The organism is Streptomyces gamaensis (assembly GCF_042656465.1).
Taxonomy (GTDB): Bacteria; Actinomycetota; Actinomycetes; order Streptomycetales; family Streptomycetaceae; genus Streptomyces; species Streptomyces gamaensis.
In genome coordinates this window covers 226,771-249,105 of record NZ_JBHSPB010000011.1, presented here as the reverse complement: position 1 = coordinate 249,105, position 22,335 = coordinate 226,771, and the positions used below count along the sequence as shown (strand labels likewise).

Below are 22,335 nucleotides of genomic sequence, written 5' to 3'. Positions count from 1 at the left end.
GCCCACCCTCTTCCTTCTGTCCATGCATTTGAGGCAGAGTCAAAAGCTTGCCGAATGCTGTGATCCGAGCCACCCACCCTTGATCTTCTTCGGGCGTGACTGCTAGCGTCCGGATCCAGCAAGCCCAAAAACAGCTTGCTTGTTGGAGCGCACAAGGTCACCATCCGGAACAACGCTCTGATTTCCCTCCCATTGCGGCACGGAAAAGCGGACCTTTCTGATGAGTCGACCGAAACCGATCTCGCGCACCTGCGGTGTCGTGGCCACTGCCTACCTGAGCCTTTTTATGGTCTCTGCGGACAATTCCATCATCAATACCGCAGTTCCCAGGATATCGGTGTCATTGGAGGCGGGAACTCCAGACGTTCAAATGGCGATCGACGCCTACATGCTGGTGTTCGCCTCGTCATTGATCATCGCGGGCAGTTTCGTCGATCGCATGGGCACGCGCCGTTCCTATGCCCTGGGGCTCAGCGCCTTCACCATCGCCTCATTGCTGGGAGCATTTGTTCCCTCGGTGCTCGCGCTGATCCTGTCTCGCGCGGGGATGGGTATCGGGGCGGCGTTCATCGTGCCGAGCATATTCGGACTGTTCACCAAGGAGCTGACCGACAGCGGCAGGCGACGTGTTCTGGCACTGTGGCCGGCTGTGGTCGGTCTCGGCGTAGCCGTCGGACCGGTGCTGGGCGGCCTGCTGTTGACCCGATTCTGGTACGGATCGATCTTCATGCTCAACGTTCCGGTCGGGGTACTCGCCCTGATCGGTACTGCCGCCCTGATCCGGCACAGCGATCCGGCACCCGCCGCACAGCGTCCCGACCCCGTCGGAGCGGTGCTACTGCTGGGCGGTGTCGCGATGCTCGCCTCGGCAATCATCTTCGCCGTCGACGATCGGATCCCCGGATCGCTGCGCTTCGCTCTCGGTGCCACCGGCCTGCTGACGCTGATCGGGTACACGGCCCATGAACGGCGTACCGACCGGCCGCTGTTCGATCTCGGCTACTTTCGCGAGCGGAAGTTCGCCGGAGCCGTCGTGGCCATGTCCGGACTCTTCTTCGCACTCTTCGGCACGGTGTTCCTGGCAGGGCAGTTCACCCAGTACGGCCTGGGCTGGAGCCCTCTGCAGGCCGGCGCCGGCCTGCTCCCGCTCGCGGTGGGACTGACGGCCGCCTCGCTGTCCTGCACCGCGGTCACCGCACGCATCGGGGTCAAGGCGACCGTGACCGGCGGGCTCGGGCTTGGCGCACTGGGGTGCCTGCTCTGCGCAACGGCCGCCGCAGATCTGTGGTACCCGCTGCTTGCCGCAGGGCTGTTGAGCTGCGGGCTCGGCATGGGGTGGTCGGTCGGCCCCGCACTGACCCTGATCGTCACCAGTCTCCGGCCGGCCGACACCGGTGTGGGTTCCTCCGTGAATGCCATGTTCCAGCAGATCTTCGGTGCCGGGGGCGTCGCGGTCATGGGTCTGGTGTTTTCGGCCCGTTACGGAGCAAAGGTCGCCTCGTCACCTGACCTTCCGTCGGCGGCCCGATCGGTCGCCGACGGCCATGCCTTGCTCGCCCACGGGTCGCAGCAGTCCCTGACCTGGTTCGCCGACGGCTTGAGTTCCGGCCTCCTCACGGCCTGGATCGTCGGCGCGGCGGTGGCATCGGCGGCCACGATCGCCGCTCTGGTGGTCCTGCCCGCCTCTGCTCCCGCTCCCGTCATGACCACAGCTTCCGCCACTCCCGGCTCGCGAAAGGTGAACGCCTGATGACTTCGGACAAGGGTGCCCTGCTGTACTCCGCGATCGCCGCGCACGCGAGCGAACGCCCCCACAGGACTGCACTGTCCTGCGGCGACCGCCGACTTACCTTCCATGAACTCGCAGCTTCCGCGGACGACTTGGCGCTCCGTCTGGCCGACCTCGGTGTCGTTCCGGAGACCGTGGTGGTCATTGATCTGCCTGTCGGCTTCGACACCGTGGTCGCGATGGCCGCGGTCAGCGGGCTCGGCGCGGCCTTCACCTTGCTGGAGCCGGATCTGCCGCTCTCCCGCAAGCAGTTGATCATCGATGACTGCCGCCCGGTCGCGCTGGTCACGGAGTCCGGGGTGACGCACGGTCCGCGACCGGGGTCCCGGCTGGACGAGCGGCTGGTGCGGCGGACTTCGCCCGCCGCATACGTCGGCTACACCTCGGGATCGACCGGGGTCCCCAAGGGCGCCGTCATCGAGCAGGCCGCGCTGGAGAACCACGTGCGACGCACCGTCGAGTGGTACGGCCTGACCTCGTCCGACACCCGGCTGTTCTTCTCCTCGATCGCCTTCGACCTGGCGCTCGAACAAATCTGCACATCCATGCTCGTCGGCTGTGAACTCGCCTTCCGGGACGAGACGTTCGTGTACGGCGGAGCCGAGGACTTCCTTTATCACTGCCGCCGACTCGGTGTCACCGTGCTGAGCCTGCCGACAGGCGTGTTCAACGGATTCGGCGCCGAGCTGGCAGAGGTGGCCGATCATTGCGCTCCGGATCTGCGTCTTGTGATGGCCGGTGGAGAGGCGCCGGCCCAGGCCGCAGTGGCGGCGTGGGCGACGGTTGCCCCCGAGGGCACCCGTGTGGTGAACGGGTACGGACCGACCGAAACGGCCGTCGTCGTCTGCTACCGCGACCTGACGCCCGGCGACGCCATTGCGATCGGCGACCCGATCGACGGTATCCGCTTCCGTCTGGAGCCGCTGAGCGAGGCGGGCGGCGCGACCGAGCTGGTCGTCCAGGGCATCGCGGTCGGCCGTGGCTACTTGGGTCGTGCGGCGTCGTCCTCGGCGTTCTGCATGCTCGACGGGGTGTGGTCGTACCGCACCGGCGATGTGGCCACAGCACGGAGTGACGGGGGCTACGACCTGCACGGGCGCTTCGACGCACAGGTCAAGGTGCATGGCGGGTTCCGGGTGGAACTCGGTGAAGTCGTCTCCCGGCTCCTGGCCGTCGACTTCGTCCTCGACGCGGTGGTCGTCCCGTTCGACGGCGCCGGCAGCCGACTGCTCGCCGCGTTCGTCCGGCTGGACCGGAGCCTCGCGCCGCAAGCGGGTGCCGAGGCGGCGATTGTGCGGCGGCTTTCGTCCGTTCTGCCCGCGTACATGGTGCCTTCACGGGTCAGCGTGCTGGACGAGTTCCCGCTGACGTCACGCGGCAAGGTCGATCGCGCCGCGCTGCTCGACCTGGCTCAGGCCCTCCCCGGCGCGGACGGCGAGCAGGATGCCGATCCGGCCGATGTGAGCGCACAGCTTCGGCTGGCCTGGCGACGGGTGCTGGGCAGTCCGCCCCACGACGAGTCGGCGAGCTTCTTCACAGTCGGCGGCAACTCGATCAGGGCCATCGAGCTCATCACGCAGGTGCGCGGCCGGCTGGGGGTGCAGCTGCGCGCGGCCGAGCTGTACCGGACTCCGCGTTTCGACGCGCTGGCGCGTCTTCTGACCGATCGCCGTGCGGGCATACCCACCGCACACCACACCACCGGCACCACCCTCGTGACGATGCGTCCGGGAGGCAAGGACAGGCTGTGGGTCTTCCTTCCGCCCCTGTCCGGAGCGGTCACCCGGTATGCGGCGCTGTCCAGAATGCTGCCCGCCGATGACACCGTGTGGGCCATGGAGACCCCTCCGGAGCTGTCGGGCAAGGGCATGGCGGCACTCGCCGACGGACTGGCCGAGGTCCTGCTGGCCCAGGGCGCGGATCAGTACGGAACCGTCTGCGTGTCCGGGTACTCGCTGGGCGGGGTGTTCGGCTACGAAGTGGCCCGCCGGCTGCACGACAGCTGCGGCGACAGGGTGCGTGCCCTGCTCATCGATCCTCCGGACCCCGGTGCACACCGCGTGAGCGTGGACGACGCCTTCGACATCTTCGTTCGCGTCGGATGGTCGATCACCACTCCCGCGCGGCAGTTCGTCGACGGGCACGGCGGCTTCGACCTCACCGCGGTCACAGTGGCGGCCAAGAACGCGGGAACGCTGGCCCGGGACGCCGACCAGCAGGAGATCGAGGATGCCTGGGCGGTGTACGAGTCGAACGCGCGGATCCTCGACGGTCTGCTGTTGAGCCGTCCCCAAGGGCTGCGGGTGCATCTGCTGCAGGGCGACACCGGTGGCCAGATCGACTACGGCCGCCGTGGACCGGCCACCGTCACCCACGACGGCGGCGCACCGTGGTCGGGTGGACGCGCCGTGGGCCAGTGGCGGGACATTCTCGCGGGCGATGCCGTGGACCGGTTGCCGGTCGATCACTTCGCCCTGCTCGAATCCCCCAACGACGAACTGGTCCGGAACTGGCTCGTCACCCGCGCGCAGCGCTGACTCGACCGCCCGTCGGTCGGGCGTCATCGCGTTCCGCCCGGTGCGGGGCAGGTGACATCGGTGACGGGCAGGGCGCCGCCGCCCAGGTAGTCGGTCACCGCCCGGTCGGCGCACGGTACCGGTGTCCGGCCCTCGGCGCCGCGGGCGAAGACGCCGTGCGAGCGGATGTCCGCCGTCACCAGGCGGGATGCCCGCAGCTTCCGGTGCAGCGCGAGTGCCCCGTCGTAGGGGACGTTGTTGTCCCTGCGGGCCTGGAGCATGAGCACGGGCACGTCGTTGCCGATACGGGTCGCGCGCTCCTTGGGCGTGGTCTGCCAGAACGCGCAGGGGGCGGTCATGCCGTTGACGAGGGGGCCGAAGACCGGCTGGTCACCGCGGCTGCGCACCGTGTTCCGCCAGTATGTCTCCGGGTCCCGCGGCCAGCCGCCGGCCGGCCAGCCGGCGTCCCCGCACATGAAGACGGCTCCGCCGGTCATCGCGTCGTCGACGTCAGGCGAGTTGAGGAAGTCCAGCATGCCGGCGAGTTCCGGATTCGGCTCGGTCTCTTTGCCCGCCGCCGCGTCGACGAGGGTACGTACCGTACGGGCGAGGGCCGCGTCGTCCTCCTGGTGCTGCACGAACTGCCGCAGGAACAGGCGCAGAAGCGGTGCGCCGAGCCGGGTGCCGGCTATGGCGACGGGCCGGCGCTCGGCGTTGTCGAGCAGCTTCTGCACCGTCGCGCGCACCTCGGGGCCGGTGCGGCCGAGCCGGTAGGTGTCCGCGTGCCGGGCGGTCCAGGACGCCCACTCGTCCAGCCCCTCCTCCAGCGGCCGGCCCGCCCGCCGGAACAGCTCGTACTGGGTGGCCTCGGGGTCGGTGGAGGAGTCGAGGACGATGCGGTCGGCCCGCCGGGGGAACATCTGGGTGTAGACGGCGCCCAGATCGGCACCGTAGGAGACCCCGTAGTACGACAGCCTCCGCTCGCCGAGTGCGGCACGGATGGCGTCCATGTCGCGGGCGACGTTGCGGGAAGAAGCGTGCGGCAGGAGAGCCTTGTTGTCGTTGTGTCGCGCGCAGCGCAGGGCTGTTGACCGGGAGCGTCGCACGGTGTCCTCGAAGTCCAGGCGTGGGGAGGTCGTCGTGCGGGGCTGCTCGGGAGCCTCCGCCGGATCGCACTGGATCGGGGTGCTCCCGCCCAGGAAACGCGGGTCGAATCCGATCAGGTCGTACTGATCGGCCACCTGCTTCAGCGTCGTGCGCAACCCCACCGTGGTGGCCAGTCCCTGCCCGCCCGGCCCACCGGGATTCGACAGCAGGATGCCCCGCCGGTGTGCCTGGTCCTTGGCCTTGACGCGGGAGACCGCGATGCGGATGGTGCGGCCGCCGGGGTCTGCGTAGTCGAGGGGAACGGTCAAGTGGGCGCATTCCGCACCGGCTTGGACGAGTTCCTTCTGTTCCCTGGGGCAGGGGCCCCACGTCAGGGCGGATGGTGTGACGGGCTGTGCCGTGGCGGGGACGGCACCGGCGAGAAGGCCGGTGATGCCGAGCCCGGCCGCGAGCAGGGTCGTGATGCGCATGTGATTCCTATGCCGGATGCGACGGACAGCCCGACCGTAAGGAACGCACCGGCCAGGGGCCATCCGGCCAGCAGCATACGGAGAAGGGGGATTGCCCCATGGATTCCGCTGTACGGGGACTTTTCCGGCTGAGCAGTGCTGCCCTCGCCTCAAGAAAAGCTGTTGCGCATGCCGCCCTCCGGATGCTGAGGTGGCACGGTGACCGAGCACGGTGAGGCAGCGGCTGTCCAACCGTTGGCCCTGGCCTGGGTGGAGCGGCACCTGGAGGTCGGCGAACAGGTCGTCAGGGCCGAGGCGCTGCACGGCGGTATCACTGCCGAGATGCGGAGGCTGACCATCGGCACGCGGGACGGAGGTACCCGTGATCTGGTGCTGCGGACCTTCGTCGATCCGTCCCGTGTGGAGTGTGCCGAGGACTCGTTGAGCAGGGAGGCCGGCGCCCTGACCCTGCTCGCGGGGACCGGCGTGCCGGCTCCTGGACTGGTCGCGGTTGATCCGACCGCCGCGTATTGCGAGTATCCGTCGCTCCTGATGACACATATGGCGGGCCGGACGGTCCTCGACGACGAGGGATTGGAGACGCGCGTTCCCCTGCTGGCCCGTCAGCTCGTGGCGGTCCACGCGGTGCGACCGGCCGAACGGCCCCGGAAGTATGTGGCGTTGACGACCGCCGACACTGTCGTCACTCCGCGGGGCGCCGACGCGGCGGCATGGGCCGCGGCGATCGACGTGATCCGCAGGCCCGTGCCGTCCTATGAAGGGCGTTTCCTGCACCGGGACTTCCAACCCGGCAACGTGCTGTTCGACGTGCCGCCCTCGGATCCGGCCGGTGCCCGGATCACGGGTGTCGTGGACTGGGCAGCGACCTCCTGGGGTCCGGCGGATCTCGATGTGGCGCACTGCTCGGTCAACCTCGCGCTGCTGCACGGCCCGGCGTGGGGTCTGCGGTTCCCTGAGGCGTATGAGGAGGCCGGCGGGATGCTGGCCGCGGCCGCGAGCGAGCGGCTGTACTGGCAGGTGCGGGACGGGCTGGCGTTCTCGGAAGAACTGCAGTTGGTGGCGCAGCCATGGCGGGAGGCGGGGAGGACGGAGCTGACGACGCGAGTGGTGGAGGAGCGGCTGGACGCCTATGTCACCGCCCTGATGGACGCGCTGGGCTGAACCAGAGCGGCCCGGTGCGCGGACACGGTGGGGAGCGCCGGGCCCGGCTGCCGCACTCGGTGAGGCGGACGGGCGGGTGTCGGGCATGGCTCTGCTCCTCGTTCCTCGGCTGCTCCTGGTCACAGCCCGGAGACGACGCACTCCCGGAGTTCGGCGGCGAGGGCGGGGGCGGGGCGGGGGATCGTTCCGAAATCGTCGTCGGTGACCTCCAGTTGGCCGATCGCGTCGGTGAGGCGGGTGGCGAACACCCACCACCGCACCGTGATCCCTCGGGCGCGCTCGCAGGCCAGCTCTGCGGCATGCTCGGCGGCCCACTGGTACAGGACGTCCGTGCCGAACCAGCCGGTGTCGACCGGGGAGGCGTCGCCCTCGACCCGTCCCGGCGGCCCGTCCAGGGCCCAGTCGGCCGACGGCCGGTACAACTCTCTTGCCTGGTCGTGCCAGTGGCCGGCGGCCTCGCGTTCGCTGTGCTGGAGGTGGTGGAGGTACAGGCAGTGGGCGGCCGTGGCGGAGCCGGCGCCGGCGGCGAACTGCCACCAGAACTCCGCGGCGTCGCCACGGTCGGTGAGATAGAGCAGGCAGGCGAAGGTCAGCGCACCGGCGGGTTCGATGGTGTCGCGGTCGTCGACGAGCAGGGCCATCGCGGCGATGGTCCTGGGGTCGCAGATGATCCGGGAGGAGAGGGCGCCCAGTTCGGCGGCGGCCCGGCCGTGCAGCGGGGTACACGGTCCGCTCCGGCCGGGCGGCGCGCACGTACGGCCCGGGCCGCCGGACTCCTCGCGGAGGGACTGCGGACGTCTCTCCGATGCCCCGGCGGGGCGCCGGAGCACGTTGCGGGCAATGCGCTGCAAGCCGGACCGCAGGTCATAGGTGCCGTGCTCGTGGTCTTGTTGTGCGTGCTCCGGCATTCAGCTCTCCTCGTCCGTCTCCGTGGTCCGGTCGATGCCCGTCTCGCGGGCCAGGCGTCGGTGTGCCCCGCGGACGTGGGAGCGGACGGTGGCACAGGAGACGCCCAAGAAGTCGGCGACGTGCTGCTGGGGATAGCCGAGCACGCAGTGCAACAGGACCACGTCGTAACAGCGTTCGGGCAGCTGTGCCATGGCGGCGGTGGCCGCTATGGCGCCTTTTCCGTCGGGCGGCAGCCGTCGTGCGAGCTCCTCTTTGAACGCGGCGAACACGTATGCCTCGACATGCGGCTGTCGCAGCACTTCCGGCCAGCGCGTCGAGAGCTGCGTGAAAACGTGCTCGACCGTGTCCCGCGCCGCGCTCCAACTGCCCAGCTGGAGACATGCGTAGTCGAGGTAGGTGCGATGGTGCAGGGTGTAGAAGGCCACGAAATCCACGGGCAGCGCGGCCGCGGCATCGTCCTGGGCCGTAGGCTGTCCGGCCCGTGCATCCGGGTTCCGTTCCGGTTCTTCCCGGCTCATCGCTGCCCTCCCCGCACCGTGCTCAAGAGGCCGCTCGGGCCCTCGTCCTCCACCCAACCGGATAGGGGGTACCGGATGTGCGCGCATTGCTCGGAGAGATGCGTACAGGGTGCGCACGGCGCGGCATTCGCGCCCTCGCGACGGTGCGCAGCACGTCCTTCCTCACGCCGCGTGAGGTTCAGGCCCGCCCGCGCGGGGCGGCCTGCGGATCCCGCCCCCGTACGCCCGGCGCACCGGCCTTCCGGTGGCCGCGTTCCGCGTCGACCATCGGGGCAGGTACCAGGGAGAGGGGAAAATCGCATGACTTCGAGGGCCTTCCGCCTCGGACCGGTGGTCGCGGCGGTGAGCGCAGGGCTGTTGCTGGCCGGCGCGGCGGGGGCGGCCGTCGCGGCTCCGCCGGAGGATTCCCCGAGCGCGAGCAGCAGCGCCAGTGGTGAGTCGGAGAACGAGCCGGTCAAGGGTCACTGGGACAAGCACGGCCCGTACTCCGACGAGAGTTCCTGTCGCAGGGCCGGCGAGGAGGGCAAGCGACACGGTGACTGGCACAGTTACCAGTGCAGGCGCGAGTACGAGCAGAGCTCGTACCGCTACGCATGGTGGCTGTACACCCATTGACGGACGCGTCTTGGCGGACGCGTCCGTCAACGGCTCACACGAGTGACTCCAGCCCCGGCGGCAGCGCCCCGGAGTGGAGCACGCCGAGGCGCTGGGTGGCCCGGGTGAGGGCGACGTACAGGTCGCTGGTCCCGAACTCCCCCGGTTCCACGACGAGCACCGAGTCGAATTCCAGGCCTTTGGCCTGTCGTGGGTCGAGCAGCACCACCGGGCTGGTCAGGTCCGGGGTGCGTCCGGCGGAGGCGTCCGGCAGGGCGGCGGCGAGGGCCGGGTGCAGGGCCCGGGGGGCGATCACCGCGAGGCGGCCGTGCTCCCGGCGGTCCCGGCGTTCTGCGGCCACGGCCTCGGCGGTCGCGCGGGGCAGGTCGTCCGCGTGCCGGGCCCAGGGGCGGACTCCGGTCGAGCGGACGGAGCTCGGTGGCGCGAAGGAGGGGTTGCCGGCCCGTACGACGTCGGCGGCGAGTGCCATGATCTCGGCGGGCGTACGGTAGTTGACCCCGAGGCGGACGTGTTCCCAGCGCTCGCCGACGTACGGCGCGAGGATCGTCTCCCACGCTCCGCAGCCACCGGGTTCGGCGGTCTGGGCGGGGTCGCCGACGAGTGTCATGGAGCGTGTCGGGCAGCGGCGCATCAGCAACCGCCAGGCCATGGCGGACAGTTCCTGTGCCTCGTCCACGATGACGTGGCCGAAGGCCCAGGTGCGGTCGGCGGCGGCGCGCTCGGCGGCGGTGCGGTGGTCGGTCTCCTCGTGCCGTTCGGCGAGCCGCTCCGCGTCGACGAGGTCGTGGGCGGCCAGTACCTCCGAGTCCTCGTCGCCGCGGTCCTCGAACTCCTGGGTGCGGGATCCGTAGGAGAGGTCGAGCACGCCCTGCGCGTAGGAGATCCGTTCCTGGCGCTCGGCCTCGGCGGCGGCGCGGGCGGCCGCGTCGTCGTGGCCGAGGAGTTCGGCGGCCTCGTCCAGCAGCGGGACGTCGGCCGGGGTCCACTCGCCGCTGTCGCGGCGGATGGCGGCCGCGTCGGCCTCGGGCAGGTGCGCGGGCTCGGCCAGGAAGTCCGCGACGAGTCGGTGCGGGGTGAGGACCGGCCACAGCTCGTCGACGGCGCGGTGCACTTCGGGGCTCGCGGCGATGGCCTTGCCGAGCTGCGCGATGTCGTCCGGGCCGAGGAAGTTGGGTCCGCCGTAGGGGTCCGCGCCGATCCTGTCGGCGAGTTGGGCGGTGAGGCCGTCGATGACGCGGAAGGCGAAGTACGGGCGGGCGAGGTTGTGCGGCAGCCTGGTCTCCCGGGCGTACTGCCGTGCCCGGTCGGCCAGTTCGGCGTCCAGCACCAGCTCGCCGTCCTCGTGCTCGATCACGGTCACGGGGTCGGGCAGGGACTGCCGGTCGCGGACGTACCGGGCGAGCGCGTCGGCCATCGCCGCGCTTCCCTTGACCTCGGCGGCCTCCGGGGAGTCGGTACCGGTGGCGGTCACGCCCGGGAAGAGCTCGCCGGGGGTGGCGAGCAGGACGCCGGTCTCGCCGAGCGCGGGCAGTACCTCGCCGATGTAGCCGAGGAAGGCCGGGTTGGGGCCGACGATCAGCACGGCGCGGCGCGCCAGTTGCTCGCGGTGCGCGTACAGCAGGTAGGCGGCGCGGTGCAGCGCGACGGCGGTCTTGCCGGTGCCCGGGCCGCCCTCGACGACGAGGACGCCCTGGTGCGGGGCGCGGATGATCCGGTCCTGCTCGGCCTGGATGGTCTGCACGATGTCGTGCATGCGGCCGGTGCGTTCCGCGTCGAGTGCGGCGAGCAGGACGGCGTCCGCGTCCGAACCCTCGTGCCCCGTACGCTCGTTGTCGGCGAGGTCGAGGATCTCGTCGTGCAGGGCGGTGACCACGCGCCCCTCGGTGGTGATGTGCCGCCTGCGGCGCAGCCCCATGGGGGTGTGTCCGGTGGCGAGGTAGAACGGGCGCGCCACCTCGGCCCGCCAGTCGACGACCAGCGGGGTGCGGTCGGCGTCGTCGCGCCGCATCCCGATGCGGCCGATGTGGTGGTCCCGGCCGTCGCGGAAGGCGAGGCGGCCGAAGCACAGGCCCCGCTCCCCCGCGTCGAAGGCGGCGAGCAGCCCGGACCGTTCGGCCACGAACACGTCGCGCTCCAGCAGTGCTTGCCGGCCGCTTCCGGTGGGAGCGAGCGCCGCGCGCATGCCGGCCTCCGCCTCGGCCCTCAGTTCGGTGAGGCGTGCGTGGAGCAGGTCGATGAATTCCTGCTCGTGCCGCAATTCCTCGTTCGGCTCGTTTGACAATTCGACTCCCGCCCCGATACGATGTCTTCATCAAGTGCTTCTTTGGGCTGCGTTCAGCAGAGCGCAGAGTTTTCCAATATACGCACTGGAATGCCCCGTCCGTCAAATGCGGTCCGGGGTTTTTTCATGCCTGCTCGGCCGCCCGTGTGTGCCGGGTGCGTGCGCGCCGGGCCGGAGCAGCAGCGGGGTGGCCAGGAGGAGGATTCCGGCGGCCGCGATCGCGGTGCGCAGGCCGGTGACGGCGGCGAGCACGCCCCACAGGGCGGTCAGGGCCGCGATGGCGGCGCTGCTGCTGACCGACCACGCGGTCAGGGTGCGGGCGACCTGGTCGGGGGCGGTGTGGTCGAGCCGGTAGGTGGCCAGTACCGGGTTGAACACGCTGCAGCAGGTCACCAGGCCGAGTTGGACGACGACGATGAGGACGATCCCGGGGACACCGGGCCGGACGAATGCCAGTCCGACGGGCCAGCAGGCACGCAGCGCCCCGGCGGTGAGCATCACCTTGTGCGGACCGCACCGCGCGACGAGCCGGCGCGCGAGGCGTGAGCCGACGAGGCCGCCGACGCAGGGCGCCGCGAACGCGAGACCGTACTGCCAGGGCGCGAACCCGAGGCGGCCCAGCAGGAGTACGGCGAGCAGCGGCTCGGTCGCCATGATCAGGCCGTTGACCACGACGCTGTTGAAGAACAGGGGGCGCAGCGCGGGGTGGTGGAGGATGTGGCGCCATCCTTCGAGCAGATCGCTTGCTCGCAGGCGCGGCGCACCGGTCCGTACGGGGAGCGGTTCCGTCCCGCCGATGGCGCGGAGGCCCAGCGCCGAGAGCAGGTAGCTGACGGCGTCGGCCACGACGGTCGTCACCGGGCCGAACATGCCGATCGCGGCTCCGCCGAGCGGTGGTCCGATCACGGTCGCGGTCCATGTCGTGGACTCGAAGCGGCTGTTCGCGACGAGCAGGTCCTCCGGTGGCACGAGTGCCTTGAGGTACGCGCCGGCGGCGGCGTTGAAGGCGATGTTGGCCGCGGCGACGGTGACGGACACGACGAGGAGTTGGGCGAAGCCGAGCAGGCCGAGAGCGAACGCGGTGGGGACGCTGAGCAGGGCCGCGCAACGGATCAGGTCCGTCGCCATCATGACCGGGCGTTTGCGGCGGAACTCCACCCATGGGCCGAGCGGTACCGCGGCCACGGCCCCGACTGCCCGCCCCGTAGCGGACAGTGCCGCGACCTGGGCCGGCCCGGAGTGGAGCACGAGGACCGCCATCATGGGGAAGGCGCCGAACCCGAGCCATGTGCCGTACGTGCTGACGGCGTTGGCCGCCCACAGCCACGCGAACCGCCGCCCCAGTGCCCGTCTGCCCCTCATGCCCCGCGCCCCCTCGTCGATCCAGACAGCCACATGCTGACCGGAGCGACGGTATCTTCACGGACTGACATCCGTGCTGGGGGACGGACGCTGTCGTGGCCGTCCGCCGGCGCGGGGGGCCGTCAGGTCCCGGCGTCGTCCAGCGGGAGCGTGACGGTGGCCCGCGCGCCGCCGTCCGGGGCGTTGGCGAAGGTCAACTCCGCCGTGATGAGGTCGGCGTGGCCTTGCGCGATGGTCAGGCCGAGGCCGCTGCCCTTGCCGCGTTCCGGGGTGCCGGTGCGGAACGGGCGGGGTCCCTCGGCGAGCAGGGCGGCCGGGTAGCCGGGGCCGTGGTCCCGGACGACGACGGTGCCGTGCCGGAGGGTGACGGTGACAGGGGGTTCGCCGTGCCGGTGGGCGTTGGCGAGGAGGTTGGCGACGATCCGCTCCAGGCGGCGCGGGTCGGTCAGTACGGCGGTGTCGTCCTCGACGTCGAGGCGGGCGGGGAGCCCGGTGGAGGCGATGGCCCGCTGGAGCACTTCGGTGAGGTGGTGGGGTTCGAGGGTGGCGGTGTCGACGTCCGCGTCGAGCCGGGAGACCTCCAGGAGGTCCTCGATCAGGTCGCACAGTGCCTCGGCCCGGTCGCGTACGAGGCCGGCCTCGTGGGAGTCGGGGAGGATCTCGGCGGCGGCGAGCAGACCGGCGGCGGGGGTGCGCAGTTCGTGGGTGACGTCGGCCGCGAAGCGCTGCTCGGCGCGGAGGCGTTCTTGGAGGGCGGCGGCCATCTGGTCGACGGAGGCGGCGAGTTCGGTGACTTCGCGGGAGCCTTGGACGGGTCCGATACGGGCGTCGAGGCGGCCGTCGGCGATGCGGCGCGCGGTCGCCGAGACCCTGCGGACCCGGGCGCTGAGCGGTTTGGCGAGGAAGAGGCCGACGAGGGAGACGGCGGCCGCGCTGCCGACGGCCAGGACGACGGTGCTGCGGGCGAAGCGGTCGTCCGCGCTGCGTTCGAGCCGGTAGTCGCTGCGGACGGAGAGGGTGTGCGAGCCGATGTGTGCCGCCGCCCACAGGGCGGGGCCGTCGGGGCCCTCGACGAGTTGGGTGGCGACGCGGCCGCCGGCGACCCTCCGGGCGAGTTCGGGCGGCAGGCCCGGGGCGTCGAGCGCGACGTTGTCGCCGGTGACGGCGGAGGTCTGGGCGTAGGTCTGGAGTGCCTGTTCCAGGCGGCCGAGCACGATGCTGCGGTTGAGGTCCAGGCGCTGTCGGGCGGAGGTGGCGTTGATGAGGACGCCCAGCGCGGTGGCCAGGACGCAGGCCACGGCCGCGATGAGCGCGGCGACCCGCCAGTGCATGCTGCCGCCGGTCCTGCCGCGGCGGCTCGTGGGCGTGGCGCTGGAGGGCATGCCGGAATCAGCCGACGATCTTGTAGCCGAAGCCCCGGACCGTCACGATGCGTTCGGGTCCGATCTTGGCGCGCAGCCGCTGGATGTGGACGTCGACCACCCGGGTGTCGCCGCCCCAGGCGTAGTCCCAGACCTCCCTGAGCAGGGTTTCCCGGCTGAGCACGGTGCCGGGGACCGAGGTCAGTTCTAGGAGGAGGCGCAGTTCTGTCGGGGTGATGGGCGTCAGTTGCCCGTTGACGCGCACGTCCATCGACCCGGCGTCCAGTTCCAGGTCGCCGACGCGGCGGACGTCGCGCGGCGGCGCGGCTGCCGCCGGTTCCGGGGCGGGGGCGGCGTCCTGCGGTGGGTGCAGGGCGGCCCGCCGCATCAGGGCGCGCAGCCGGGCCGCGAGCACGTTGGAGCGGAACGGTTTGGTGACGTAGTCGTCGGCGCCTGCCTCCAGGCCGGCGATGACGTCGATGTCGTCTCCGCGCGCCGAGATCATCAGTACCGGGACGGTGCTGTGTTCGCGGATCGAGCGGGTCAGGCTCACGCCGTCCAGCTCCGGCAGCATCACGTCGGTGACCACCGCGTCCGGTGGTTCGGCCTTGAAACGGGCCAGGGCCGAGGCGCCGTCGGCGACGGCGGTGACGTCGAAGCCGAGGCGGTTGAGGGAGACCGCGGTGGCCTCGCGGATCACGTCGTCGTCCTCGACGACCAGGACGCGCGGGTCGGTGTCCGGGGCGGGGGGCGGGGGTGTGCTCATGATGTGCCGGACGCTGCTTTCGGGGAGGGCTTCGGGGAGGACTTCGGGGAGGGTGAGGTCGGCTTGTTCGGCGGGTTGCCGGGTGCGGGGGCGGTCACGGTGGAGTTCTGCTCCAGCTGGCGCAGTTCCGTGTTCCAGCGGTAGCGGTCGGTGGTGACCGTACGGAGCCCGCCGGGCCAGCCCGGTTCCCGGGTCTGGCGGATGACGAGGTCCCGCCCCTGGATGTCCACTTGGGTGTTCTCCATCAGGGCGTTGGCGTAGATCTGGTGGACGCGGCCCTCGTCCGACCAGTAGACGTACAGCAGCGTCTCCAGCTCCGGGCTGAACCCGTCGGTCGGCTGGAGGCGCGGGTCGGGGTCGATGACCACCAGGAGCTCCGGTTTGCCGTCCCCGGTGATGTCCCGCAGCTCGGGGCGGCGCAGTCCGCAGCCGGAGCCCGACGTGCAGCGCTGCACGGACTGCTTGTACTCCCGGTCGACGTTCGGGTCATTCGCGATCACTTCCTGGGCGCTCACGCCGCGCAGGTCGCCGCCCGACGGCAGGGTCAGTCCCGGCAGCGGCTCGGGCTGGTAGGGGGGAGCCCCTTCCGGCGAGGCGGAGGGCGACGTCCTGGGGGGAACGTTCCACAGGTTCTCCGGCAGCGGCGGTGCGCTGGTGGTCTCCCCGGCGTCCACCACCGACGTGGTGGACGCGCAGCCGGCCAGGAGCGCGGCGGCCAGGGCCGCCCCGGCGACGGCGCGCGCGGCCGGGCGGCGGCGTCCGCGGGGGCGGGCGGCGCGCTGGGGCATCGGTTCCTCCTCTCGTACGTCGTGCGGGGGGCGTGGCTCGGGCCTGTCCGCGGTGAGGGCCGTCGCGGGGCGCGGCAGGGTGCGGTTCGGCGTGTGGAGGTTCGGTACGGGGGTACGGAAAGCGGGCTCGGCCGACGGGACGGATCGGGAGGCCGCGCGGACCGGCCCCGTGGAGCGGTGAGCGGCCACGGTTCTCCGGGCGTGTGCGCGACCGTCCGGGTTCGGGCCCGCTGTCGACGGAGCCTACCAAGCGCCAGGTGACCGGCCAGTAGTCTCCGGGGCGGCAGCGGCGCGGCCCCCGGCATCAGGACTGCGGGTCCGAGACGAGCACTTCCCGGTCGTGCTGGGGCTGGACGGGACGGTTGCTCTTGGGGAAGAGCTTGCGGTACGCGGCGGCCTCGTCCGGGGAGACGGCGACGGTCTCCTTGAGCACCGTCCACTTGACGCCCTCGCTGCAGGGCGGGGTGGTCAGCGAGCCCGCGTACTGGTAGCCGGCGCGCTGGGCCGGCAGCAGCTTGTTCAGGTCGACTGCCTGGGCGGTCTGTACGGTCCTGCCCTCCCGGTCCGGCAGGGACTTCCACAGGGCGGCGAACGCGGAGGTGCCGGGCTTCTCCTCCATGAGGACGCCGAGGACGGCGAGCCGGCCCTGGGCGTTCTTGTGGACGAAGTGCAGTTCCATCGTGGTGCCCTTGCCCTGGACGGTGTGCTCGCTGGGCAGGTGGAAGTGGAACTGCTGGAGTTCGTAGGGAGCGCCGTCGACGGTGATCCTGCTGCCGGCGGGCACGTTGGCCTGGATGGTGTGCCCGTTGTTCTCCAGCTTCACGGGCGCCGGCTTGTAGTCGACGGTGATGGCGGCGGGCTTCTTCTGTGCCGTGCCCGGTGTGAGGTCGATGGGCGACTGCTCGCGGCCCGTTGTGCACGTGCCGAACCCGTGGCCCAGGTCGCCCCATTTGTCGGGGCCCTCCGCGCCCTCGTAGGACCAGTGGGCGGCGGGCTTCCCGCTCTTGTCCTGGTCGGGTTTCGCGGACGCGCCGGCGGGAGGCTTCGGCTTGTCGCCGTCGACGGCGGAGCAGGCGCCGAGGGTGATCGTGGACGCCAGGACCACGGCGAGGAGGGTCGCACGGCGGGGGGAACGGGCGGAAGGGTTCATCGCACGACGCTTTCTTGAGAGAGGGAGAGGGGCGGGGGCCTTTCCGCCCGTGTACGACGGCTACTTGACGAGGTTGGCGTAGAGGATGATGTTGTCGGCGCGGTGCCCGTCCACGATCGCACCGCCGCAGGTGAGCAGGCGCAGTTCGGGGCCGCTCGTGTCCCCGTAGACCTTGTCCGTGGGGAACTTCTTCTTGTCCACCTGCTCGATCTCGCGGACCGTGAAGGTGGCTGTCGTGCCGTCCTCACGGCCGACCTTGATCGTGTCGCCGATCTTGACCTTCTTGACGTTCTTCATCAGGGCCGGGCCCTTGGCGGTGTCGTAGTGAGCCACGAGCACGGCCGGGCCCTTCTCGCCCGGGGTCACGCCGCCGGTGTACCAGCCGGCCTTGTCCGCCTTGTCGACCGGGGGCACGCCCAGTTCGCCCGTGCTGTCCAGCTTCAGCGGCAGCACCGGACCGGCGTCGACGCCCGCGGACCGTATCTGCAGGCGGGTGGGCTCGGACGGCTTCATCGGCGTGCCCGCCTCCTGGGCCGTCCCCGGGGCGGCGGCGTTGGAGACCGTGACGTCGGGGGCGGGTGTGTCACCGCTGCCGCAGGCCGCGAGACCGCCGCTGAGGGCGAGGGCGAGCGCGCCGGCGGCGAGACGGCCGAGTCGGGGTGTGGCGGAGGGACGCACGAGAACTCCAGGACGTGAAAGGGGTGCCGCGAAGGCGAGGTGCGGCGACGACAGGGGCGGCCCGGTGCCGGGGCGGGCGACGGTCCGAGGAATGACCGGCCCGCCCCGGCCCGGGGCTCATGGGTGTCTGACCCGAAGGCAGGCCGGGTCAGACGCGGGAGCCGGCCTTGCGGCGGCGCAGGGCGACGAAGCCCAGCCCCGCAGCGGTGGCCGCGGCCGCGGCGCCGCCGCTCGCCAGCAGCACGGTGTCGTCGCTCTGCTGGACGCCCTCGGCACCGGCCTTGACGCCGCCGCGCGGGACGGTCTTGCCCTTCTCGCCCTTGGCGGTCTTTCCGCCCTTGCCGCCCTTGCCGGCCTGCGGGTCGGCCGGGAACTCCAGCCGGAGGCTGTCCTTGCCCTTCGTGGCCTCCACCGACGGCTGCTCCTTGCCGGTGGCGGGGATCATCAGGTGGAACGTCACGCCGGCCTTCGACACGAGCTCGGTCTCGGCGGGGGCCGGGAAGCCGAGGTGGCCCTCGGCCCCGCCGCCCGTCAGCTTGACGCTGGGCGTGGCATCGGCCGCCCAGAACAGCTCGGCCTTGTCGCCGGAGCTCAGCGTGTACGTGATGCTGCTCTTGCCGACGGCCTTGTTCGTGATCTTCAGGGCCTTCGCGGGCTTGCTCGCCGGCTTCTGCGCCGGCTTCTCGGCAGGCTTCTCCGCGGGCTTTTCGCCAGGCTTCTCGGCGGGCTTCTCCGCCGGGTAGGACGGCGCGTCCGACGCGGGCTTGTCCGCTGCCGGGTAGGACGGCGCATCCGCGGAGCCGGCCGCCGGCGCGGCCGGGCCGTCGGCGGCGAACGCCGCCGACGCGGGCAGCAGCAGCGCGGAGCCGACGAGCGCAGCGGTCGCGGTGGTACGTACGAGGTTGCGTCGGTGGAAGACGGCCATGACAGAAGTCCTTTACATTTGCCCGGTTGGCGTGCCTTGTTCGTCTTTGACGTTCAAGGCATGAAGGAAGCTACGCGGGCCGGTTCTCGGGACCACGGCGGTTCTGTAACAGAAGACGCTCATGAGCTGCGCGGAAGCCCATCGCGAGGCGGGGTCGGCCTTTGCCGCCGACCGGACGGATCAGGCCGGATACCGTCAACGGCCACGCCCGGGGCGGGACCCGCATAACGTGGCAACATGACCGAGTTCTCAGTGCAGTTGAACGTCAACGGCCCCGCGTCCGCCGTCTGGGCGCTCCTCACGGACGACGCCTTCCTCGAAGACCTGTACCGCAACCGGCTGAAGTACGCGCAGTGGACCGTCACCGGGCGGCGCGAGTCCGCGGAAGGGCTGCTGATACGCGAGGTGTCCCTGATCCCGCCGATGAACGCGCCCGCGCCGGTGCTGAAGCTTCTCGGCCCGGGCTTCAAGGAGACCGAGGAGAGCCGGCTCGACCCGGGCCGGCTCACCTGGGCGTGGCGCAGGACTCCCTCGACCCTGGCGGAGAAGATCAGGGAAGAGGGGACGGTACGGGTCGAGGAGGCGCCGGAAGGCGGCAGCCTGCTCGTCGCGGACACCCTCATCGCGTGCAAGGTCTTCGGTGTGGGCGGCCTCATGGAGTCGACGGCCGTGAAGAGCAGCCGCAACGACTGGCGGAAACTCGGCGAGGCCCTCAACGAGCGGCTGACTGCGGGAAGTTGAGCGGGACGGCTGCTGCCGGGGCGGCGGGGACCGCGGAGCCCGTACGTACCAGCACGGGTTCCGTCGGCCGTCGCCCCACGCGGGGGAGCCCGCGCGGCAACGACAAAGGCGAGGAGATTGTCCGCTCCTCGCCATGCTCAACATATAGCGCACTGGGGGCCTTGCCGCAAGGCCCCGGTCGTGCCGCACAATCGTCGGCCGAGGCCGGAATCCACGGGAATTCAGGGATTCGTCGCGCGCATTCGGTGCGGAGCGACCGGCCGGACACCACATGGGGGATTTCATGTTCGACGTGATCGTCGTCGGCGGCGGACCGACCGGCATGATGCTGGCGAGCGAGTTGCGGCTGCACGGCGTGCGGGTGCTCGTACTGGAGAAGGAGGCGGAGCCCGCCGCGTACGTCCGCGCGCTCGGGCTGCACGTGCGCAGCATCGAGGTGATGGACCAGCGCGGTCTGCTGGAGCGGTTCCTCGCGCACGGCAAGAAGTATCCGGTCGGCGGCTTCTTCGCCGCCATCGCCAAGCCGGCGCCCGAGCGGCTGGACACCGCGCACGGATATGTCCTCGGCATCCCGCAGCCCACCATCGACCGTCTGCTGGCCGAGCGTGCCGCCGAGCTCGGTGCCGGGATCCGGCGCGGCGCTGAAGTGGTCGGGCTGAGTCAGGACGAGGACGGGGTGACCGCCGAGCTGGCCGACGGGACCGTGCTGCGCTCGCGCTACCTCGTCGGCTGCGACGGCGGCCGCAGCACGGTGCGCAAACTCCTCGGCGTCGCCTTCCCCGGCGAGCCCGCCCGGGCCGAGACGCTGCTGGGCGAGATGGAGGTGGCGGCGCCGCCGGAGACGGTGGCCGCCGTCGTGGCCGAAGTCCGCAAGACCCAGCTGCGGTTCGGCATCGGGCCTGTCGGGGGCGAGCGGTACCGCGTCATCGTGCCCGCCGAGGGGGTGGCCGAGGACCGCGCGGTCCCGCCGACGCTTGAGGAGTTCAAGCGGCAGCTACGGGCGTACGCCGGCACCGACTTCGGCGTGCACTCACCGCGCTGGCTCTCCCGCTTCGGCGACGCCACCCGACAGGCCGAGCGCTACCGGGTCGGCCGGGTGCTGCTGGCCGGCGACGCGGCGCACATCCACCCGCCGGTCGGCGGGCAGGGGCTCAACCTCGGCGTGCAGGACGCGTTCAACCTCGGCTGGAAACTGGCCGCCGAGACCGGCGGCTGGGCGCCGGAGGGGCTGCTGGACAGCTATCACACCGAACGGCACCCGGTGGCCGCCGACGTGCTGGACAACACCCGCGCGCAGATGGAGCTGATGTCCACCGAGCCGGGCGCCCGGGCAGTGCGGCGGCTGGTGTCGGAACTGGCCGACTTCGAGGAGGTGAACCGGTACCTGATCGAGAAGATCACCGCGATCGCGGTCCGCTACGACTTCGGCGAGGGCCACGCGCTGCTCGGCCGGCGGATGCGGGACGTGCAGCTGAAGCAGGGCCGCCTCTACGAGCTGACGCACGCCGGGCGCGGGCTGCTGCTCGACCAGACCGGCCGGCTCTCGGTGGAGGGCTGGACGGACCGGGTCGACCACGTCGTCGGCACCAGCGAGGAACTCGACGTCCCCGCGGTGCTGTTGCGGCCCGACGGCCATGTGGCGTGGGTCGGCGAGGACCAACGGGAGCTGCTCGACCGGCTGCCGACGTGGTTCGGCGCTGCCGCTCGCTGAGCGCGCGGTGACGGCCCGGGCGGAGTGCCTTCGCCGGACGCGCCGGACCGGGCCGGCGGGTCACCCGTCCGGACGCCACGAACCTGCGCGGTGGCGCGGCGGAACCCAGGCTGGGGGCATGCGCACCCCTCACCGCGACCGGGCCGCACGCCCGGGAGAGCCCGCCCCGTGGGCATAGCCGACAGCGGCCGGGGCACCGTACACACCCGAACTCCGGGCGCAGTACGGGCCGTTGCCGCCGCTCCGGGCCTTCGGCGCCGCCGGGCGCACCGCTGCGCGGCGGCCGTGGCCGCCACGGTGCTGGCGGCCGTCACGTGTGCGTCGGGGTGCGGCTCCGACGCCCCGAAAGCGGCAGGCCCTGTCGCCGCGGTGCGGCTCGCGGGGCACACCTACCAGGTGCCCCGGCCACTGCCGCCCGCGGCTCCCGGTGCCCTGATCGCCGCGACCGACCACGGCCCCGCGCCGCTCTTCGACGGCGCGCGACGGTGGACGGTGCTGTACCACTCGGTCGACGCGCACGGGACGGACATCCCGGTGAGCGGCACCGTGCTGCTGCCGGCGGGCCCGGCGCCGGAGGGCGGCCTGCCGGTGGTGTCGTGGGCGCACGGCACCACCGGGGTCGCGGACCAGTGCGCTCCGTCGCAGGCCGCCGACCTCGGGTCCGCCGTCTACGCGCGGCAGGTGCGGCGGCTGCTGCGGGCCGGTTACGCGGTCGCCGCCAGCGACTATCCGGGGCTCGGCACGCCCGGGATGCACACGTACCTGGTGGGCGCGGACGAGGGCAACGCGGTCGTGGACATCGTCACCGCCGCGCACCGCCTGGTGCCGGGCCTGTCACCGGTGTGGTTCGCCATGGGGCACTCGCAGGGCGGGCAGGCCGCGCTGTTCGCGGCCAACGCGGCGCGGCGCGCGCCGGAGTTGCGATTCGCCGGCGGGGTGGCGATCGCGCCGGCCAGTCACCTGGGGGCCATGCTGCCGGGGGTCATCGCCGCCCACGAGTCGTCCGCGCTGTCCTTCGTGCTGTACTCGCTGGCCGGGCTGGGCGCCACCGACCCGTCCGTGGACGTCCGCAGACTCGTCGGGCCCTCGGCGGCGGGGACCGCCCAGGAGGTACTGGGCACGTGTCTGAAGGCCGGCTATCCGGCGCTGGCCCGTGTCACCACCGAGCAGATGCTGCCGCTCGGCCCGGCACAGATCACGGAACTGGGCGGGAAGCTGAGCGCGCACGGGGACCCGGACCGTACCGCGATCCAGGATCCGGTGCTGGTGGTGCAGGGCGGGCAGGACCACGACGTTCCCGCGCAGTGGACCGCCGAAGTCGTCGGCAGGCTACGGGCCTTGGGGTCCCCCGCCATCACCGACCGCGCCTATCCGGGCAGCGACCACGACCAGGTTCTCGGCCGGTCGGTGTGCGATGTCCTGGCGTTCCTCGCGGCCCATGGGGGGCGTGCCGTGCCGGGGTGCACGCCGTAGACCGCACGGGCCGC

Annotated in this window: 18 protein-coding genes; 7 read left to right on the top strand and 11 right to left on the bottom strand. The window is 71.7% G+C overall.

Annotated features, from left to right (window positions below):
• Window positions 1–220 precede the first annotated feature (220 nt).
• Window positions 221–1,750, top strand: coding sequence for an MFS transporter (locus ACFP1Z_RS19815; RefSeq protein WP_390317863.1), 1,530 nt, complete (start codon window positions 221–223; stop codon window positions 1,748–1,750).
• A complete protein-coding gene (locus ACFP1Z_RS19810; RefSeq protein WP_390317861.1) occupies window positions 1,750–4,326 on the top strand; it encodes an AMP-binding protein in 2,577 nt (858 codons plus the stop codon). The genes ACFP1Z_RS19815 and ACFP1Z_RS19810 overlap by 1 nt, the downstream gene beginning before the upstream one ends.
• Window positions 4,327–4,349: 23 nt before the next feature.
• On the opposite strand, the gene ACFP1Z_RS19805 is transcribed toward ACFP1Z_RS19810, so the two are convergent.
• Window positions 4,350–5,882: an alpha/beta hydrolase gene (locus ACFP1Z_RS19805; RefSeq protein WP_390317859.1), complete on the bottom strand. Its 1,533-nt coding sequence runs from the start codon at window positions 5,880–5,882 to the stop codon at window positions 4,350–4,352.
• Window positions 5,883–6,080: 198 nt separating this feature from the next.
• Between ACFP1Z_RS19805 and ACFP1Z_RS19800 the strand changes: the two genes are divergently transcribed.
• Window positions 6,081–7,043, top strand: a complete 963-nt coding sequence (locus ACFP1Z_RS19800; RefSeq protein WP_390317857.1) for a phosphotransferase family protein — start codon at window positions 6,081–6,083, stop codon at window positions 7,041–7,043.
• Between the two features lie 119 nt (window positions 7,044–7,162).
• Here ACFP1Z_RS19800 and ACFP1Z_RS19795 read toward each other — a convergent pair whose 3' ends face one another.
• A complete protein-coding gene (locus ACFP1Z_RS19795; RefSeq protein WP_390317855.1) occupies window positions 7,163–7,951 on the bottom strand; it encodes a hypothetical protein in 789 nt (262 codons plus the stop codon).
• Complete coding sequence (locus ACFP1Z_RS19790; protein WP_390317853.1) at window positions 7,952–8,470, bottom strand: RNA polymerase sigma factor; 519 nt, start codon at window positions 8,468–8,470, stop codon at window positions 7,952–7,954.
• Between the two features lie 300 nt (window positions 8,471–8,770).
• On the opposite strand from ACFP1Z_RS19790, the gene ACFP1Z_RS19785 reads away from it, so the two are divergent.
• Window positions 8,771–9,085, top strand: coding sequence for a hypothetical protein (locus ACFP1Z_RS19785; protein ID WP_390317851.1), 315 nt, complete (start codon window positions 8,771–8,773; stop codon window positions 9,083–9,085).
• 34 nt (window positions 9,086–9,119) lie between these two features.
• Here ACFP1Z_RS19785 and ACFP1Z_RS19780 read toward each other — a convergent pair whose 3' ends face one another.
• The 8 genes from ACFP1Z_RS19780 to ACFP1Z_RS19745 form a co-directional block, all read right to left on the bottom strand.
• A complete protein-coding gene (locus ACFP1Z_RS19780; protein WP_390317885.1) occupies window positions 9,120–11,342 on the bottom strand; it encodes a HelD family protein in 2,223 nt (740 codons plus the stop codon).
• A 126-nt stretch (window positions 11,343–11,468) separates the two neighbouring features.
• Window positions 11,469–12,728: an MFS transporter gene (locus ACFP1Z_RS19775; RefSeq protein WP_390317850.1), complete on the bottom strand. Its 1,260-nt coding sequence runs from the start codon at window positions 12,726–12,728 to the stop codon at window positions 11,469–11,471.
• A gap of 122 nt (window positions 12,729–12,850) precedes the next feature.
• Entirely contained in the window at window positions 12,851–14,110 is a 1,260-nt protein-coding gene (locus ACFP1Z_RS19770) for a HAMP domain-containing sensor histidine kinase (protein WP_390317848.1), read from the bottom strand.
• A gap of 7 nt (window positions 14,111–14,117) precedes the next feature.
• Entirely contained in the window at window positions 14,118–14,855 is a 738-nt protein-coding gene (locus ACFP1Z_RS19765) for a response regulator (protein ID WP_390317846.1), read from the bottom strand.
• The gene (locus tag ACFP1Z_RS19760; RefSeq protein WP_390317844.1) at window positions 14,852–15,643 is read right to left on the bottom strand and encodes a hypothetical protein; all 792 of its coding nucleotides are present in this window, start codon (window positions 15,641–15,643) and stop codon (window positions 14,852–14,854) included. Before ACFP1Z_RS19760 ends, ACFP1Z_RS19765 begins: the two co-directional genes overlap by 4 nt.
• 304 nt (window positions 15,644–15,947) lie before the next feature.
• Window positions 15,948–16,793 (bottom strand): carbonic anhydrase, encoded by an 846-nt coding sequence (locus ACFP1Z_RS19755; protein ID WP_390317842.1) that lies wholly within the window; start codon window positions 16,791–16,793, stop codon window positions 15,948–15,950.
• Window positions 16,794–16,853: 60 nt separating this feature from the next.
• Entirely contained in the window at window positions 16,854–17,471 is a 618-nt protein-coding gene (locus ACFP1Z_RS19750) for a class F sortase (RefSeq protein ID WP_390317840.1), read from the bottom strand.
• Between the two features lie 148 nt (window positions 17,472–17,619).
• Window positions 17,620–18,396 carry a hypothetical protein gene (locus ACFP1Z_RS19745; RefSeq protein WP_390317838.1) on the bottom strand — a complete coding sequence of 259 codons (777 nt, stop codon included), beginning with the start codon at window positions 18,394–18,396 and terminating at the stop codon, window positions 17,620–17,622.
• Window positions 18,397–18,633: 237 nt separating this feature from the next.
• Here ACFP1Z_RS19745 and ACFP1Z_RS19740 point away from each other — a divergent pair, with 237 nt between their 5' ends.
• The 3 genes from ACFP1Z_RS19740 to ACFP1Z_RS19730 all read left to right on the top strand — a co-directional run bounded on the left by ACFP1Z_RS19740 (window position 18,634) and on the right by ACFP1Z_RS19730 (window position 22,321).
• The gene (locus ACFP1Z_RS19740) at window positions 18,634–19,137 is read left to right on the top strand and encodes a DUF2505 family protein (RefSeq protein WP_390317836.1); all 504 of its coding nucleotides are present in this window, start codon (window positions 18,634–18,636) and stop codon (window positions 19,135–19,137) included.
• 283 nt (window positions 19,138–19,420) lie between these two features.
• Window positions 19,421–20,848 (top strand): rifampin monooxygenase, encoded by a 1,428-nt coding sequence (gene rox / locus ACFP1Z_RS19735; RefSeq protein WP_390317834.1) that lies wholly within the window; start codon window positions 19,421–19,423, stop codon window positions 20,846–20,848.
• A gap of 285 nt (window positions 20,849–21,133) precedes the next feature.
• A complete protein-coding gene (locus ACFP1Z_RS19730) occupies window positions 21,134–22,321 on the top strand; it encodes an alpha/beta hydrolase family protein (RefSeq protein WP_390317832.1) in 1,188 nt (395 codons plus the stop codon).
• The last annotated feature ends 14 nt before the right edge of the window (window positions 22,322–22,335 follow it).

Excerpts from the sequence above, each read along its gene's own strand:
- rox (WP_390317834.1), top strand. The coding sequence starts at position 19,421 with ATGTTCGACGTGATCGTCGTCGGCGGCGGACCGACCGGCATGATGCTG.
- ACFP1Z_RS19815 (WP_390317863.1), top strand. The coding sequence starts at position 221 with ATGAGTCGACCGAAACCGATCTCGCGCACCTGCGGTGTCGTGGCCACT.
- ACFP1Z_RS19765 (WP_390317846.1), bottom strand. The coding sequence starts at position 14,855 with ATGAGCACACCCCCGCCCCCCGCCCCGGACACCGACCCGCGCGTCCTG.
- ACFP1Z_RS19790 (WP_390317853.1), bottom strand. The coding sequence starts at position 8,470 with ATGAGCCGGGAAGAACCGGAACGGAACCCGGATGCACGGGCCGGACAG.
- ACFP1Z_RS19740 (WP_390317836.1), top strand. The coding sequence starts at position 18,634 with ATGACCGAGTTCTCAGTGCAGTTGAACGTCAACGGCCCCGCGTCCGCC.
- ACFP1Z_RS19775 (WP_390317850.1), bottom strand. The coding sequence starts at position 12,728 with ATGAGGGGCAGACGGGCACTGGGGCGGCGGTTCGCGTGGCTGTGGGCG.
- ACFP1Z_RS19745 (WP_390317838.1), bottom strand. The coding sequence starts at position 18,396 with ATGGCCGTCTTCCACCGACGCAACCTCGTACGTACCACCGCGACCGCT.
- ACFP1Z_RS19795 (WP_390317855.1), bottom strand. The coding sequence starts at position 7,951 with ATGCCGGAGCACGCACAACAAGACCACGAGCACGGCACCTATGACCTG.
- ACFP1Z_RS19760 (WP_390317844.1), bottom strand. The coding sequence starts at position 15,643 with ATGCCCCAGCGCGCCGCCCGCCCCCGCGGACGCCGCCGCCCGGCCGCG.
- ACFP1Z_RS19770 (WP_390317848.1), bottom strand. The coding sequence starts at position 14,110 with ATGCCCTCCAGCGCCACGCCCACGAGCCGCCGCGGCAGGACCGGCGGC.
- ACFP1Z_RS19755 (WP_390317842.1), bottom strand. The coding sequence starts at position 16,793 with ATGAACCCTTCCGCCCGTTCCCCCCGCCGTGCGACCCTCCTCGCCGTG.
- ACFP1Z_RS19805 (WP_390317859.1), bottom strand. The coding sequence starts at position 5,882 with ATGCGCATCACGACCCTGCTCGCGGCCGGGCTCGGCATCACCGGCCTT.
- ACFP1Z_RS19810 (WP_390317861.1), top strand. The coding sequence starts at position 1,750 with ATGACTTCGGACAAGGGTGCCCTGCTGTACTCCGCGATCGCCGCGCAC.
- ACFP1Z_RS19785 (WP_390317851.1), top strand. The coding sequence starts at position 8,771 with ATGACTTCGAGGGCCTTCCGCCTCGGACCGGTGGTCGCGGCGGTGAGC.